The sequence below is a fragment of the Gilliamella sp. Imp1-1 genome, assembly GCF_001690415.1.
In the GTDB taxonomy this organism is placed as follows: Bacteria; Pseudomonadota; Gammaproteobacteria; order Enterobacterales; family Orbaceae; genus Gilliamella; species Gilliamella bombi.
Map to the genome: position 1 here is coordinate 35,613 of NZ_LZHK01000130.1, position 16,378 is coordinate 51,990.

Annotated in this window: 16 protein-coding genes; 4 read left to right on the plus strand and 12 right to left on the minus strand. The window is 35.4% G+C overall.

Features of this window, described 5'->3' with window-relative positions:
• Nucleotides 1-8 precede the first annotated feature (8 nt).
• The 7 genes from rpoB to pgk form a co-directional block, all read right to left on the minus strand.
• Nucleotides 9-4,037, minus strand: coding sequence for a DNA-directed RNA polymerase subunit beta (gene rpoB / locus A9G38_RS10725; protein WP_034910423.1), 4,029 nt, complete (start codon nucleotides 4,035-4,037; stop codon nucleotides 9-11).
• A gap of 245 nt (nucleotides 4,038-4,282) precedes the next feature.
• A complete protein-coding gene (gene rplL / locus A9G38_RS10730) occupies nucleotides 4,283-4,651 on the minus strand; it encodes a 50S ribosomal protein L7/L12 (RefSeq protein ID WP_034901671.1) in 369 nt (122 codons plus the stop codon).
• 58 nt (nucleotides 4,652-4,709) lie between these two features.
• Nucleotides 4,710-5,207 carry a 50S ribosomal protein L10 gene (gene rplJ, locus A9G38_RS10735; protein ID WP_034910420.1) on the minus strand — a complete coding sequence of 166 codons (498 nt, stop codon included), beginning with the start codon at nucleotides 5,205-5,207 and terminating at the stop codon, nucleotides 4,710-4,712.
• Nucleotides 5,208-5,438: 231 nt separating this feature from the next.
• A complete protein-coding gene (gene rplA, locus A9G38_RS10740) occupies nucleotides 5,439-6,140 on the minus strand; it encodes a 50S ribosomal protein L1 (protein WP_034910418.1) in 702 nt (233 codons plus the stop codon).
• Nucleotides 6,141-6,143: 3 nt separating this feature from the next.
• Nucleotides 6,144-6,572 (minus strand): 50S ribosomal protein L11, encoded by a 429-nt coding sequence (gene rplK / locus A9G38_RS10745; RefSeq protein ID WP_034884321.1) that lies wholly within the window; start codon nucleotides 6,570-6,572, stop codon nucleotides 6,144-6,146.
• Nucleotides 6,573-6,759: 187 nt separating this feature from the next.
• Complete coding sequence (gene fbaA / locus A9G38_RS10750) at nucleotides 6,760-7,839, minus strand: class II fructose-bisphosphate aldolase (protein ID WP_034910416.1); 1,080 nt, start codon at nucleotides 7,837-7,839, stop codon at nucleotides 6,760-6,762.
• A gap of 73 nt (nucleotides 7,840-7,912) precedes the next feature.
• Complete coding sequence (pgk, locus tag A9G38_RS10755) at nucleotides 7,913-9,076, minus strand: phosphoglycerate kinase (protein WP_034910413.1); 1,164 nt, start codon at nucleotides 9,074-9,076, stop codon at nucleotides 7,913-7,915.
• Between the two features lie 224 nt (nucleotides 9,077-9,300).
• Between pgk and rpsT the strand changes: the two genes are divergently transcribed.
• The 4 genes from rpsT to dtd all read left to right on the plus strand — a co-directional run bounded on the left by rpsT (nucleotide 9,301) and on the right by dtd (nucleotide 11,609).
• Complete coding sequence (gene rpsT, locus A9G38_RS10760) at nucleotides 9,301-9,564, plus strand: 30S ribosomal protein S20 (protein WP_025316521.1); 264 nt, start codon at nucleotides 9,301-9,303, stop codon at nucleotides 9,562-9,564.
• A gap of 197 nt (nucleotides 9,565-9,761) precedes the next feature.
• Nucleotides 9,762-10,310, plus strand: a complete 549-nt coding sequence (locus tag A9G38_RS10765; protein WP_162162640.1) for an SPOR domain-containing protein — start codon at nucleotides 9,762-9,764, stop codon at nucleotides 10,308-10,310.
• 23 nt (nucleotides 10,311-10,333) lie between these two features.
• Nucleotides 10,334-11,167: a virulence factor BrkB family protein gene (locus A9G38_RS10770; RefSeq protein ID WP_218056521.1), complete on the plus strand. Its 834-nt coding sequence runs from the start codon at nucleotides 10,334-10,336 to the stop codon at nucleotides 11,165-11,167.
• Nucleotides 11,168-11,174: 7 nt separating this feature from the next.
• On the plus strand, nucleotides 11,175-11,609 hold the full coding sequence (gene dtd / locus A9G38_RS10775) for a D-aminoacyl-tRNA deacylase (protein ID WP_034910402.1): 435 nt from the start codon (nucleotides 11,175-11,177) through the stop codon (nucleotides 11,607-11,609).
• 155 nt (nucleotides 11,610-11,764) lie between these two features.
• Here dtd and metA read toward each other — a convergent pair whose 3' ends face one another.
• The 5 genes from metA to A9G38_RS10800 form a co-directional block, all read right to left on the minus strand.
• Nucleotides 11,765-12,697, minus strand: coding sequence for a homoserine O-acetyltransferase MetA (gene metA, locus A9G38_RS10780; RefSeq protein WP_034910400.1), 933 nt, complete (start codon nucleotides 12,695-12,697; stop codon nucleotides 11,765-11,767).
• A 210-nt stretch (nucleotides 12,698-12,907) separates the two neighbouring features.
• Nucleotides 12,908-13,720: a peptide ABC transporter ATP-binding protein gene (locus tag A9G38_RS10785; RefSeq protein WP_034910395.1), complete on the minus strand. Its 813-nt coding sequence runs from the start codon at nucleotides 13,718-13,720 to the stop codon at nucleotides 12,908-12,910.
• Between the two features lie 22 nt (nucleotides 13,721-13,742).
• Complete coding sequence (locus tag A9G38_RS10790; protein ID WP_034910391.1) at nucleotides 13,743-14,732, minus strand: peptide ABC transporter ATP-binding protein; 990 nt, start codon at nucleotides 14,730-14,732, stop codon at nucleotides 13,743-13,745.
• A gap of 2 nt (nucleotides 14,733-14,734) precedes the next feature.
• Nucleotides 14,735-15,595, minus strand: a complete 861-nt coding sequence (locus tag A9G38_RS10795) for an ABC transporter permease subunit (protein ID WP_034910389.1) — start codon at nucleotides 15,593-15,595, stop codon at nucleotides 14,735-14,737.
• Entirely contained in the window at nucleotides 15,588-16,328 is a 741-nt protein-coding gene (locus A9G38_RS10800) for an ABC transporter permease subunit (RefSeq protein ID WP_162162639.1), read from the minus strand. The genes A9G38_RS10795 and A9G38_RS10800 overlap by 8 nt, the downstream gene beginning before the upstream one ends.
• Nucleotides 16,329-16,378: the final 50 nt, after the last annotated feature.

A 16,378-nucleotide genomic window follows, 5' to 3' on the forward strand; every position in this document is an offset into this window, starting at 1 on the left:
AGAGAAAATTACTCTTCATCTAACTCTATATTTATACCTAGCGAACGAATCTCTTTTAATAGTACATTAAATGATTCTGGAATCGCAGGCTCCATACGATGATCACCATCTACAATATTTTTATACATCTTAGTTCGACCGTTTACGTCATCAGATTTAACGGTTAACATTTCTTGTAAGGTATAAGCTGCACCATATGCTTCAAGTGCCCATACTTCCATCTCACCAAAACGTTGACCACCAAATTGAGCTTTACCACCCAATGGTTGTTGAGTAACCAGACTGTATGAACCAGTAGAACGAGCATGCATTTTGTCATCAACTAAGTGATTCAATTTGAGCATATACATATAACCTACAGTAACTGGACGTTCAAATTTTTCACCTGTACGACCATCGTACAAAGTAATTTGGCCAGAAGTTGGTAAGTCACCTAGCTCAAGTAATGCCTTAATTTCTCGCTCTTTAGCACCATCAAATACAGGTGTTGCTAATGGCATACCATTACGTAAATTTTGTGCTAAAGTCATCACTTCTTGATCAGTAAATTCTGCAACATTAACTTTTTGCGCAGCACCTAAACCAAGATCATACGCTTTTTGAATAAATTCACGTAATTTAGCTAATTCCTGCTGTTCTTTTAGCATAGCATCGATCTTCTGACCAATACCTTTAGCAGCCATACCCAAATGAGTTTCTAAGATCTGTCCAATATTCATACGGGACGGAACACCTAGCGGATTCAATACGATATCAACTGGACGACCTTTTTCATCATAAGGCATATCTTCAATTGGGTTAATTTTTGAAATAACCCCTTTGTTACCATGACGACCAGCCATCTTATCACCAGGCTGAATTTGACGTTTAACTGCCAAGTAAACTTTAACAATTTTAAGAACGCCAGGCTGTAGATCATCGCCTTGAGTGATCTTCATACGTTTAGCTTCAAGTTTTTTGTTAAACTCTGTTTTAATTTCGTCGTACTGTTCAGCCAACTGTTCTAATTGAGCTTGTTTATCTTCGTCTGCGATACCAATTGTTAGCCATTTTTCATGTGGTAAAGCATCTAATTTATCCGCTTTGATTCCACCTGAAATTAATACATCACGAATTCGAGCAAACAATGCAGCTTCTAAGATTTTAAGTTCTTCTGTTAAATCTTTTCTTGCCTGTTTGAGTTGCATCTCTTCGATTTCAATTGCACGCTTATCTTTTTCTACACCATCACGAGTAAACACTTGAACATCAATAACAGTACCTGAAACACCATTTGGCACACGTAATGAGGTATCTTTAACGTCAGATGCCTTTTCACCAAAAATAGCGCGTAGTAATTTTTCTTCTGGCGTTAATTGTGTTTCACCTTTAGGTGTCACTTTACCAACTAGAATATCACCGCCTTTTACTTCAGCACCGATGTATACAATACCAGACTCATCAAGTTTAGACAGTGCGGCTTCACCTACGTTTGGAATATCCGCAGTAATTTCTTCTGCACCTAATTTCGTATCACGAGAAATACAAGATAACTCTTGAATATGAATCGAAGTAAAACGGTCGTCTTGTACCACTTTTTCAGAAACTAAAATAGAATCCTCAAAGTTATAACCATTCCATGGCATAAATGCCACTCGCATATTTTGACCTAATGCCAATTCACCTAAGTCAGTAGATGGACCATCTGCAAGTACATCACCACGTTCAACTTTTTCTCCCAATTCCACACATGGAATTTGGTTAATACAAGTATTTTGGTTAGACCGGGTATATTTAGTTAAGTTATAAATATCAATACCTGTTTCACCGGCATATATTTCATCTGAATTAACATTAACCACAATACGTGATGCATCAACATATTGAACTGTACCACCACGACGAGCAACCGCTGTTACACCCGAGTCAACAGCTACAGCACGTTCCATACCAGTCCCAACAAACGGCTTTTCAGCTTTTAACGTTGGTACTGCTTGACGTTGCATGTTCGCACCCATTAAGGCACGGTTCGCATCATCATGTTCAAGGAACGGAATTAATGAAGCACCAACTGATACGATTTGTTGAGTTGATACATCCATATAATGAATTTGTTCAGGACTATATAAACCCGATTCACCACTTAAACGACAAGTTACTAAATCTTCTTTAAAACGACCATTTTCATCAAGATTTGAATTTGCCTGAGCAATTACAAATTCACTTTCATCAATCGCTGATAGATAGTTAATTTCATCAGTTACAATACCATCAATAACACGACGGTATGGTGTTTCTAAAAAGCCATACTCATTGGTACGAGCATAAACTGCTAATGAATTAATCAAACCAATGTTTGGACCTTCAGGCGTTTCGATTGGACATACACGTCCATAGTGCGTTGGATGTACGTCACGCACTTCGAATCCTGCTCGTTCACGCGTTAAACCACCTGGTCCTAAAGCTGAAATACGACGTTTATGCGTAATTTCGGATAGTGGATTGTTTTGATCCATAAACTGAGATAATTGACTTGAACCAAAGAATTCACGAATCGCTGCTGAAATTGGTTTAGCATTAATCATATCTTGTGGCATTAGTGAATCAAGATCACCTAGAGATAAGCGTTCTTTCACTGCTCGTTCAACACGAACTAAACCAATACGAAATTGGTTTTCTGCCATTTCACCAACACTACGAATACGTCTATTACCTAAATGGTCGATATCATCAACTTCACCGTGACCATTACGAATAGCGATTAATTTCTTCATTACGTCAACGATATCATCTTTCGTTAAAACGCTTTCGCCTTCAATGTCATCACGCCCTAATGAACGGTTAAACTTCATTCGACCAACAGCAGATAAATCATAGCGTTCGTCAGAGAAGAATAAATTATCAAATAAAGCTTCAGCTGCTTCTTTTGTAGGTGGCTCACCCGGACGCATCATGCGATAAATTTCAACTAATGCACCAAGGCGGTCACGAGTTGAATCAACATTTAAAGTTTCAGAAATAAATGCACCATGATCTAAATCATTAGTGAATAATGTTTCTATCTTTTTATATCCAGCATTAGTTAATTGAAGCAAGAGTTCTAATGAAATCGGAGTATTGGCAAAAGCAATTACTTCACCTGTTTCTTCATCAACATAATTTTTAGCAAGAACTTTATTAACAATATATTCAACTGGTACATCAATTTTGCTAACTTTATCTTTTTCTAACTCACGAATGTGACGAGCTGTAATACGTCGGCCTTTTTCAGCATAAACTTTACCTTTTGATTCAATATCAAATAGCGCAGTATCGCCACGTAAACGCTCAGGAACAAGATCCATTTTTAACTTAGATTTACTTACTTCAAAAATAGTTTTTTCGAAGAAGATATCTAAAATTTCTTCTGTTTCATAACCTAATGCACGTAAAATAATTGTTGCTGGAAGTTTACGACGACGGTCAATACGAGCAAAAAGATTATCTTTTGGATCAAATTCAAAATCAAGCCAAGAACCACGATAAGGAATAATCCGAGCATTATATAAAACTTTACCAGAAGAGTGCGTTTTACCTTTATCACTATCAAAGAACACACCTGGACTACGATGTAACTGCGAAACGATTACACGTTCTGTGCCGTTGATCACAAAAGTCCCATTGTCTGTCATTAAAGGAATTTCGCCCATATAGACGTCTTGCTCTTTAATATCTTTAACTGTTCCCTCTGGCGCATCTTTATCATAAATAACTAAACGTAATTTTACGCGCAACGGTGCTGAGTAGGTGATCCCTCTAATTTGACATTCTTTAACATCAAACACAGGTTCGCCCATCATAAAGCTCACGTATTGTAACTCAGCGTTACCACTATAACTTTTTATCGGAAATATTGAACGGAATGCAGCTTCTAAGCCATATTGTCCTTCTGGATCTTGCTCAATAAATTTCTGGAACGAATCAAGTTGAATAGAAAGAAGATACGGTATATCCAAGACTTGTGGACGCTTACCAAAATTCTTACGAATTCGTTTTTTCTCGGTATAAGAGTAAACCATTAGTTCCTCAACTTGCTTATCTGCTATTTTAGCATGATTAAATATTCATCAGGGTGTTGTCGCCAACTGATACACCTGACACCTCATCGAAAATATCTATAAATATCAATTGATTAGGCTTAATAAATATACTATTTCTTTATTATTTTTTATTGATAATCTTCAAATAAAATTCTTTAACTTATTATAGCGCAAAAAGGCTGGAGGTATAAAACCCCCAGCCATTTATCGTAATATCGATAAACTTATTTAAGTTCGACAACAGCACCAGATTCTTCAAGTGCTTTCTTAAGTTCATCAGCATCGGCTTTGCTAACGCCTTCTTTAACTGTTGCTGGAGCTGATTCAACAAGGTCTTTAGCTTCTTTTAAACCTAAACCAGTTGCACCACGAACTGCTTTAATAACAGCTACTTTATTAGCACCAACATCTTTTAAGATTACATCAAATTCAGATTTCTCTTCTGCTGCTTCAGCTGGACCTGCTGCGGCTACAGCTACAGCTGCTGCTGCAGAAACGCCAAATTTTTCTTCCATCATTGATACAAGTTCAACAACATCCATAACAGACATTTCAGCAACTGCATCTAAAATTTGTTCTTTAGTGATAGACATAATATAGTTTCCCAAATTTACATTTTTTAATTAATAAAATTCACAATCAAACCGCCAATTAAGCAGCTTCTTTTTGATCACGAACCGCTGCAAGAGTACGAACCAATTTGCCAGCTGCGGCTTCTTTCATGGTTGACATCAAGCGAGCTAATGCTTCTTCATATGTAGGTAATGTTGCTAAGCGATCAATATTCGCTGCAGTAATCAACTCACCTTCAAAGGCTGCGGCTTTAATCTCAAATTTTTCATTTTCTTTCGCAAACGCCTTAAAAAGGCGCGCTGCAGCACCTGGGTGCTCATTTGAAAATGCAATTAGAGTTGGACCAACAAACGTATCTTTTAAACACTCATATTGAGTGCCCTCAACAACACGGCGTAATAGCGTATTACGAACAACACGCATATAAACACCAGCTTCACGAGCAGATTTACGTAATGCAGTCATTTTTTCTACAGTTATGCCTCGAGAATCAGCAACAACTGCAGATAGCGCACCTTTGGCGATTTCATTGACTTCAGCAACAATTTCTTGTTTATTTTGAAGATTTAGTGCCATTGGTATTGCTCCTGGATTATACTAGGCAAAAGCCTAGACTTATTCAAGCTAGCTACAAATATAGCTAGCACAACCACGATGAGCAGAATCCTTCTATTATATCTTATCAGGTTCTGTCACCGTCTACGTAGGAAAATTAAGTAGTCACACAACAACCACACCTACGGTCTTGGACGGGGTCTGGTTAAGGCCAGACACCAACCGATTTCTCTATTTAATTATAAATAATAATTAAACAGTTGCATTTAATGTTGCTTGATCAATAGCAACACCAGCACCCATTGTAGTAGAAAGGCTAACTTTCTTAATAAATACACCTTTAGAAGAGGCTGGTTTTGCACGTTTCAACGCAACAAGTAATGCTTCTAAATTTTCTTTAAGCTTATCTGCATCAAAATCAGCTTTACCAATAGTAGTATGGATAATACCATTCTTATCATTACGGTAACGGATCTGACCAGCTTTAGCGTTTTTTACGGCTTCTGCAACGTTAGGAGTTACAGTTCCAACTTTAGGATTTGGCATTAAACCACGTGGTCCTAAAATTTGACCTAATTGACCAACAACGCGCATAGCGTCAGGTGATGCAATTACGACATCAAAATCCATTTCGCCCTTTTTGATTTGATCTGCAAGATCGTCCATACCCACTAATTCAGCACCAGCTTCTTTTGCAGCCTCTGCATTTGCCCCCTGAGTAAAGACAGCAACACGCACGCTACGTCCAGTACCATGAGGAAGAACGATTGCACCACGAACATTTTGATCTGATTTACGTGAATCAATACCTAAATTAACAGCGACATCAACACTTTCTGTAAATTTAGCTGTAGCTAATTCTTTTAATAAAGTAATTGCTTCATTGATTTCATATTGTTTAGTTGCGTTTACTTTTTCGCGGATAAGTTTAGCCTTCTTAGATAATTTAGCCATGAATTAACCCTCCACTTCCAAGCCCATTGAACGAGCTGTTCCCTCAATAGAACGCATCATCGTTTCAATGGTAGCACCATTCATATCTGCAGCTTTCAATTCAGCGATTTCGCGAATTTGTGCGCTCGTTACTTTACCTACTTTTTTCTTATTAGGTTCACCTGAACCAGATTTGATTTTAGCCGCTTTCTTTAACAAAACAGCAGCTGGAGGTGTTTTAGTTACGAATGTAAATGAACGGTCAGAATAGACTGTAATTACTACAGGAATTGGTAATCCTTTTTCCATGCTTTCTGTTTTTGCATTAAATGCTTTACAGAATTCCATGATATTCACACCATGTTGACCAAGTGCTGGACCAACTGGTGGGCTAGGATTTGCTGCACCAGCTGCAACTTGCAACTTGATGTAAGCTTGTACTTTTTTTGCCATTTTTAGTTTCCTTTGCTCGGGTGCAAACGCCTCTATTAATAATAATTATTAATAAATAGACAGCTCCCCTAAGTTAAATGAGGGCAGAATTATCCTATAACTTAAATGAAAATGCAAGATTTAATTTAAGAATAGATAAATCAAAAGCAAGGCAAATACCTTGCTTTAATCCTAAATAACATAAAAATTAAAGAACATCTACAGCGTTAAGCTCTTTAAATGCAAGTTCTAAACGGGCAACTAAAGAATCTTGTCCCTTACGTAACCATACGCGAGGATCGTAGTATTTTTTATTTGGAGCATCAACGCCTTCAGGGTTACCTAATTGCCCCTGTAAGTAAGCTTCATTTGCTTTGTAGTAATCTAAGATACCAGACCAGTTAGCCCATTGCGTATCTGTGTCAATATTCATTTTAATTACACCATAACTAACTGCTTCAGCTATTTCTTCTGGTGTAGAGCCTGATCCACCATGGAATACAAAGTTTAATGATTTAGCTGGTAGATTATATTTTTCAGATACATATTTTTGTGAGTTATCTAAAATTTTTGGCGTTAATTTAACATTACCTGGTTTATAAACTCCATGCACATTACCAAATGAAGCTGCAATAGTAAAACGAGGACTGATAGCACTTAAACGCTCATAAGCATAAGCTACATCTTCTGGTTGAGTATAAAGTGCTGAGCTATCCATATGACTATTATCAACACCATCTTCTTCACCACCAGTACATCCTAGCTCTAACTCTAAAGTCATTTTCATTGCTGACATACGAGCAAGATATTGACAACAAATATCAATATTATCTTTTAATGACTCTTCTGAAAGATCAATCATATGAGATGAAAATAATGGTTTACCTGTTTTAGCAAAATGAGTTTCACCTGCATCCAGTAAGCCATCAACCCATGGAAGTAATTTTTTAGCGCAGTGATCAGTATGAACAATAACAGGGACTCCATATTTTTCAGCCATAAGATGAACATGTTTTGCGCCAGAAATAGCACCCAACACAGCACATTCTTGACCTTCTAATTTTAGGCCTTTACCAGCAATAAATTGAGCTCCACCGTTAGAAAACTGAACAATAACAGGAGAACCTACTTTTGCGGCTGTTTCAATAACGGCATTGATAGTATTTGTGTCAACACAGTTAACCGCAGGTAATGCAAAGTTATTTTCGCGAGCGATTTGAAATACTTTTTGAACATCATCACCAGTGACAACACCAGGTTTAACAACATCAGAAATCTTAGTAACCATTTTATTACCTATAAATTTATTTATAAAAATCAAAGGATTAGTAATTATCTCATCCTTTTACTGAACTCAAATACTAGGCCTTTGCTCTAGCTTCTAGCATCGCAACAGCGGGGAGTTTTTTACCTTCAACAAACTCAAGAAAAGCTCCACCACCAGTTGAAATATAAGAGATTTTATCTTCAATACCAAATAGATCGATTGCAGCTAATGTATCTCCACCACCAGCAATTGAAAAACCCTCGCTATCGGCAATTGCTTTTGCTACAATTTCAGTACCACGGCGGAAATTAGGAAATTCAAAAACACCCACTGGACCATTCCATAAAATGGTTTTAGCATTTTTAATAATACTTGCTAATACTTCTGCTGATTTATCACCTAAATCAAGAATTTGTTCATTTTCTTTAACATCTTTAACTGATTTTTCAGTCGCTGTTGCTGTTTCACTAAATTCTGTTGCAACACGAACATCAGTTGGAACTGGGATTTCACAGTTAGCCATTAATTTTTTAGCTTCTGAAATTAAGTCTGCTTCATAAAGAGACTTACCTACATTATAACCTTCAGCGGCAATAAAAGTATTAGCAATACCGCCACCGACAATAATTTGGTCAGCAATTTTTGATAAAGAATCAAGTACGGTTAATTTTGTTGATACTTTAGAACCAGCAACGATAGCAACCATTGGCCTTTCTGGATTATCTAATGCTTTACCTAACGCATCAAGTTCAGCTGCTAACAATGGACCAGCACAAGCCACTGGAGCAAATTTACCAGCACCATGAGTCGAAGCTTGAGCTCGGTGAGCTGTACCAAATGCATCCATTACATAAATATCACAAAGAGCAGCGTATTTTTTAGACAAAGTTTCATCATCTTTACCTTCGCCTACATTGAAACGAACGTTTTCAAGTACAACTAACTCGCCTTCTTTTACATCTACACCATTGAGGTAATCTTTTACTAAACGAACAGGGAATGACACGTGTTCTTTTAAATAATCAACAACAGGTTGTAAAGAGAACTCTGGATTATATTCACCTTCTGTTGGACGGCCAATATGAGAGGTAACCATTACTTTAGCACCTTTTTTGATGGCTTCTACAATAGTAGGTAGTGATGCTTTAATACGCGCATCGGAAGTTACCTTACCATTTTTGACCGGCACATTAAGATCTGAGCGAATAAATAAGCGTTTTCCTTTTAGATCAAGATCTTGCATTCTAATAATAGACATGATACTTCCCCTTGTAAAATATAAATAAAATAAAACTTACGCTATTCTAACATAAAAATTCTTTTTAGGTTATAGGGATTACTGTGCAAATAATAAACATTAATAATAAATACAAAAACTACCAACATATTTTTTTATGTAACGCCATTGACAATAGGAAGAAATTAAGGCATATTTTGCCACCTTATTAATATGTAATTTTTATCTAAACTTGGGAGTTGACTTTGGCTAATATCAAATCAGCTAAGAAGCGTGCGGTTCAATCCGAAAAACGCCGTAAACATAATGCTAGTAACCGTTCAATGATGCGTACTTATATTAAGAAAGTTTACGCAGCTGTCGCAGCTGGTGATAAACAAACAGCTGAAGTGGCATTCAAAGACATGCAAGCAGTTGTTGACCGTCAAGCGGCTCGTGGCTTAATTCACAAAAATAAAGCTGCACGTCATAAAGCAAATCTAATCAAACAAATTAAAGCGTTGGCTTAATACATTAATTTTTTGACTAACATAGTTAAAGAAATACGAAAAAAGTGGTGTAAGCCACTTTTTTTATTTATATACTAGTTTTATTTTATACAATATTATTAAAAAGAGAGTTTATTGTGGTTCAGCGTGATTATGTCAGAAAAAAGAGCCAATCAAAAAAAAATAAGTCACGAAGTAAGCCTAATTTTATGATATTTTTGGCTATTATAATTATTATTTTATTTTCTGCTATTCTCTATTTTGTTGCAAATAATACACCTAAAAAATCCGTTGAACCACCAAAAGCAAAAACTCAACCTCCTTCAATAACTTTACCTGAACAACCTCAAGAGCGTTGGACATACCTTAAAGAATTAGAAGCCCCTAATGCTAATTATGGCTCAACATCAAGTTCAATTGCTAGTGAAAGAGAGCAAATCTTAAATAGCTTTGTCAATAATGCACGCACTGTAACGCCTTCTCAAAAAGAAGCAACAACGAAAAACCAAACATCAAATGTAACGTCACAATCACAGCCAACACAAGTTATTACAAACAAATGGCTATTACAATGTGGTGCATTTAAAGATAAATCTAATGCTGATAAACTAAAAGCTAAGCTCGCAATGACGGGGGTTAGTGGCAATATTTCTTCAGGCCAATTATACCGAGTCACAGTAGGACCTTATACCAGTAAAAAAGAAGCCGATATCACATTAAACTTATTAAATAGTAATGGGATTAATAACTGTGTTATTTCTAACTAGAATATAAAAAGCCGATGAGATCAATGACGCAAATACAGATTTTTATGAAAATGTTATGGAATCGTATCAACCATGACCGACTAACAACTTCTTCTGCGGGACTCGCTTATACCACCATCCTAGCACTAGTTCCACTTATTACCGTTATTTTTTCTTTACTCTCAGCTTTTCCTATGTTTGATGAAATTAGCCATTTATTGAAACAATTAATCTATAACAATCTTGTTCCAACGGCGAGTGACACCATTCAAAATTATTTAGAACAATTCATCTCCAATACAAAAAAAATGACCTTTGTTGGTATAATTGGTCTGATTGTCACATCACTGTTGCTTATCAACTCAATTAATACAGCACTTAATCATATTTGGCAAACTAAACGCAAACGTTCCTTTATATACAATCTAACCATGTATTGGACAATACTAACCTTAGGCCCAATTTTAATCGGCTCTAGTATAGCGGTTAGCTCTTATATTTTTTCATTGAAATGGCTATCTACAGCAACAACGGGTAATATACTACTTAATTGCTTACCGTTTATTATTTCTGTAGTTGGATTTTGGCTACTTTATAGCATTATCCCGACAGAGTCTGTACCTTTAAAAGAATCGATGATTGGAGCGTTTGTCGCTGCAGCATTATTTGAAATAGGTAAACGCGCATTTGCACTATATGTTACTTCGTTTCCAACATATCAACTCATTTACGGAGTAGTATCATCAATCCCCATTATGTTAGTTTGGATCTATTTTTCTTGGTGCATTGTCTTGTTTGGGGCCGAATTTGCAGCAACCTTAACTGACTATAACCGACAAAAAAAACATATTGTTAACAACCCTTCTTTACCAGAGTAATTAAATTATGATCGCCTTAATCCAACGAGTAAAAAAAGCTAGTGTGACAGTAGACAATAATATCATTGGACAAATTAATCAGGGATTACTGATTTTACTCGGAATTGAGCAAGACGATGACGAACAAAAAGCAATTCGTTTATGTGACAAAGTTTTAGGTTATCGTATTTTCAGCGATAATGGAGGAAAAATGAATTTAAATGTTAACCAAGCTAATGGCGAAGTATTAGTTGTTTCTCAATTTACCCTAGCTGCAGACACTAAAAAAGGAATGCGACCAAGCTTTACAAAAGGCGCTAAACCCGATGAAGCAAATAGGCTTTACCAGTTTTTTGTAGAACAATGCCAACAAAAAATAACAACTCAAACTGGCCAATTTGCAGCCGATATGCAAGTATCATTGATTAATGATGGTCCTGTAACATTTTGGTTACAAGTCTAGTTATATAACTAAAATTACATTCAGATCATATTTCACAAGTTTAACCAATTATTATTTAATATTTGGCATTGTAAGATCCAATTTAAATAGGTTATTGTTAAATAAATCTAGCAACAACCTAACAAAATTTGATTATAAGATGCGGCTAACCTTTATTAGTCATCAATCGTTAAATTTCGAGTAGTTAAATCAAATGGAGTTAACTGGTAAACATAATAGTTGAGCCAGTTACTGAATAATAGGTAAGCGTGGCTACGCCATGTGGCTTTTGGTGTTAAATGAGGATTATTATCAGGAAAATAGTTATATGGCATATCAGGATGAATGCCTGCATTTAAGTCTCGATAATATTCATTTGCCAACGTTGAAGAATCATATTCAGGATGACCTGTTACAAATACCATCCGCTTATCAGCTGTAGCCATTAAATAAGGACCAGTAATATCAGACTCAGCTAAAATAGTTAAATCGGTATATGTTTTTATTTTATCAATTGGAAAATCAGCATAACGAGAATGGGGAGCCCAAAAGGTATCATCAAAACCGCGTGTTAAAATCGCATTAGATTGCACAATATGATGCTGAAAAACACCCGATAACTTTTGCGTGCGAGTAAATTTTGGTAAATCATATAAGACATTCAAAGCAGCTTGAACACCCCAACAAACAAACATAGTTGAAGTAACATGATCCTTTGCCCAAGTAATAATTTCAGCTAACTTAGACCAATACACAACATCGGAAAAAGCCACTTTCCCTAGTGGGGCACCTGTTATAATTAACCCATCAAAATTTTGCTCACAAATATCATCAAAATCACAATAAAAACTATTTAAATGTTCAATAGGCGTATTTTTAGACTCTCGCTGATCAATACGTAATAACTGAATATCAACTTGTAAAGACGAATTAGAAAGTAAGCGTAAAAATTGGTTTTCTGTTTCGATTTTTTTAGGCATTAAATTTAAAAAAAGAAGCTTAAGAGGTCGAATTTCTTGGGTATTAGCACGAGATGAAGTCATAACAAATACATTCTCATTACGTAATACATCACCCGCAGGTAATGAGTCAGGAATACAAATAGGCATAACAAAAACTCCTAAATCGGTAAGTCATTTTTAAACATCAAATAGACGTCTAGAAATCCGTATAGCTAAATATAGTATCTTTTAATTTATTTGTCGAGATTTTTTATCTAACAAAATAATCAAAATAATCAAATTACAAATTGACGAACATTCTAAAGAAATGTGTATTGCTTCATGCAAAAATCAAAATAACTCGAATAGAATTGTTGATTAAAAAGTACGAGTATCGGTACGCCAAGTATCTGCGGTAAGCGCTTCACCAAAATAGCTATTGATTAATTTTTGGGTAATATCACTCAGCGGTGAAGCTAATACTTCAGCGGTATTACCATATTCAACCAATTCGCCATTATGCATAACTAAAATTTCATCGCTGATATGTTTCATCATTCCAATATCTTGGGTAACATATACATAAGAGATATTTTGTTCAGCTTGTAACGTCAGCATTAAATTAACAATTTGCGAACGCATCGAAATATCAAGTGCAGCTAATGCTTCATCTAAAATTATTACTTTGGGTTTTAAAATCAATGCTCGAGCTAATGCCACACGCTGTTTTTGCCCCGCAGCCATCACTGAAGGATAATAAGAGGCATGTTCAGGTAACAATCCAACTTGCTTCAATACATCTCTAATTAACTTTTCACGTTCATGAGCATCATAATTAGCATTACACTTTAATGGTATTTCAAGCAATTGCCCAATACGTAATCTTGGATCAAATGAACTTTCTACATGCTGAAATATCATACGAATTAGTTGACAACGATAGCTATAATCGCCGTATTGAACTTTATTACCATCAATCCAGATATCTCCACTATCGGGCTTTATCATACCAACTAACATTTTTGCAAGTGTCGATTTGCCAGAACCATTTTGCCCGATAATTGCAAGTGTTTTACCTTCATTAAGAGAAAACGATAATGGCTTCACCGCATTAATGTATAAATGTCCCAGAAATCCTTTAGGAATTTTAAATTGCTTAGATAAGTTACGCACTCTTAATATTGGATTCATCGTATATTCCTATTATTTATGGCTACTCATCAGTATTTAACGGAAAATGACAGGCTACGAAATGATCTTTTATCGGTATCAATTCTGGCACCAAAATACATTTTTTCTGAGCATATGGACAACGAGGCCCTAATCGACAACCTATTGGTAGGTGTTCTAATGATGGGATCACTCCAGGCAAAGTATTTAAAGGACTTTTATGCGGCATCGCTTTACCAAAATCAGGAATTGCATAAATTAGCGCCTGAGTATAAGGATGATAAGGCAATTTAATTAAATCTTTACTATCAGCAACTTCAACTGTCTGTCCACAATATAAAACATTGATACGATCAGTCCATCTGGTAACCATTTGCAGATCATGACTAATAAATAAGATAGTGGTACCCACATTTTGATTCATACTAGCTAGCAACCTAAAAATTTGTGCTTCAGTAGTTGCTTCCATCGCATTTGTCGGCTCATCAGCAATAAGTAGCTTAGGCTGATTAGCTAACGCAATTGCAATCATGACTTTTTGACATTCACCTTCAGTCAATTCAAACGGATAAGATTTTAATATCTCCTTATGATTCTTAATTCCTACCCGATGCAATAACTCAATCGCTCGATGTTTACGCCAAAATAACCTTTGCCACCAATGCCCCTTAAATGTCCTTCTTGGAATTGCACTAATTAATTGTTGTCCTACTTTCATGGAAGGATCTAAGCAAGATTGTGGTTCTTGGAATATCATCGATATATTGGCACTAATGACTTTTCGGCGCTGTCTAGGAGTAAGTTTAAGTAAATCAATGCCATTAAAATAAAATCGATCAGCTGAAATCTTCCAATTATGATTAGTTACGCCTAAAATAGCTTTAGCGATAAGGCTTTTTCCAGATCCTGACTCACCAACTAAACCTCGAATTTCACCTTCTGACAACTTTAAATTTACACGATCAATTGCGCGCAAAAAACCATCTGGCGTAATAAACTCAATGGTTAAATTCCGAATATCTAATAATGCCATAATTAAGTTCCTGCTCGACGGCCATATAATCCAAAATTGAATAAATAAACCAAAATAATTGTAGCAGAAACCGCAATTCCCGGAGATAAAAAGGCTAAATAATTAGTTGCAATGATATCTTTCATCTGAAACATCATCATACCTAAATCTGGTCGAGAAACATCATTGGCAAAACCTAAAAAAGTTATGGTAGTAATAGTTAAAATAATTGAACCAAATAGCGAAACAATTTCAGTCAAATAAATAGGTAAAATATTAGGTAAAATATAATGATTAAAAATTGTAAAGGAAGATAATCCATCAAGTCTATAGGCCGTAATATACGTTTTATTCCATTCATTGATGGCACGCTGATGAATATTATAAATAAAGCGTGGCGTATAAGATAACCCTATTACCAATAAAACATTAGTAATGTCATCTTCTAATAATAAGCTAATCACAATCACACCAAGTAACGGTGGTACTACCATACAAAATTTAAAAACAAATAATATAAAAGGGCGTATAAATGATATAAAAAACATTAAGTAATTAATTAACCCACCAATGACAGCCACATAAAAAACCGCCTTTAATGTCATTGACATAGTTGAACGATAACCAATTAACAAATAATCAAAAATATCTTGTCCTTTAGCATTTGTACCTAATATATGATTAATATCACCATTAGACCACCAAGCAGGTGGTAATGAAGTTGGGTAAATAGGGGTTAAATGAGCATGAAAAAACCATTTGGTTGATAATGCCACAAATGAGATCGCTAATATGCCATAAAAGCCAACAATTAAGTAAAGATTGCTATGCAACCGATTAAAGCTTAAATTAACATTTTTAAGCAATCTTGCTTGCCTAGACATAATGTTCCTTATGACGTAAAGGATAAATAACTACCGCCGAAATTTCGCCCAATAACGTTAACAAACTGATGACAGTGCCACAGGCTAAAATGGCAATAGAAATAACAAAATAATTATGATGATGATAAGCAAGCATCACCCATTGTCCTAATCCTACTCGATTAAATAAAATTTCAATTACCATAGTTGAAAACAATAGTGTTGTCGTATTATAAGTTAGCTGTGGAATAGTCGCAGGAATGGAATTAGGTAATAAATGACGGCGTAAAATTTTAAATGGTGACCGCTCACGAATAATCGCCATTTTAATAAAATTCTGTCGTGATGTATTTCTTACATTCTGGCTAACAAGTTGAATAGTCATAATGCTTGGTTGAATAGCTAAAATAATGATCGGCAAAAACAAATAGTGAAGTTGATCAAATATCATATGCCATTTATCTGTTTTTGATGAAATTAAAAGATCCAATAAAGAAGTTCCAGCTACTGATGGCGATACATTAAAATTCATCGTTATCGACCAAGTTGGCGATAACCAATACATAACAATAATAACAACCATAACTATAGGACAAGAATACAATAATAAAGATCCTAAACGGATAATATCATTTAACCAATTAATATTACTAAGCCCAAGAAAAATTCCCAATGGTAATCCAATCAGTAAAGCAACGAATAAAGCGAGAATACACAGTTCAAATGTAGCCAATAATGTATGAAGAAACGGCACCGTTTCTCCAGTTAACAATCTGAATTGACCTTGCAGCAACTGTTTAAAAA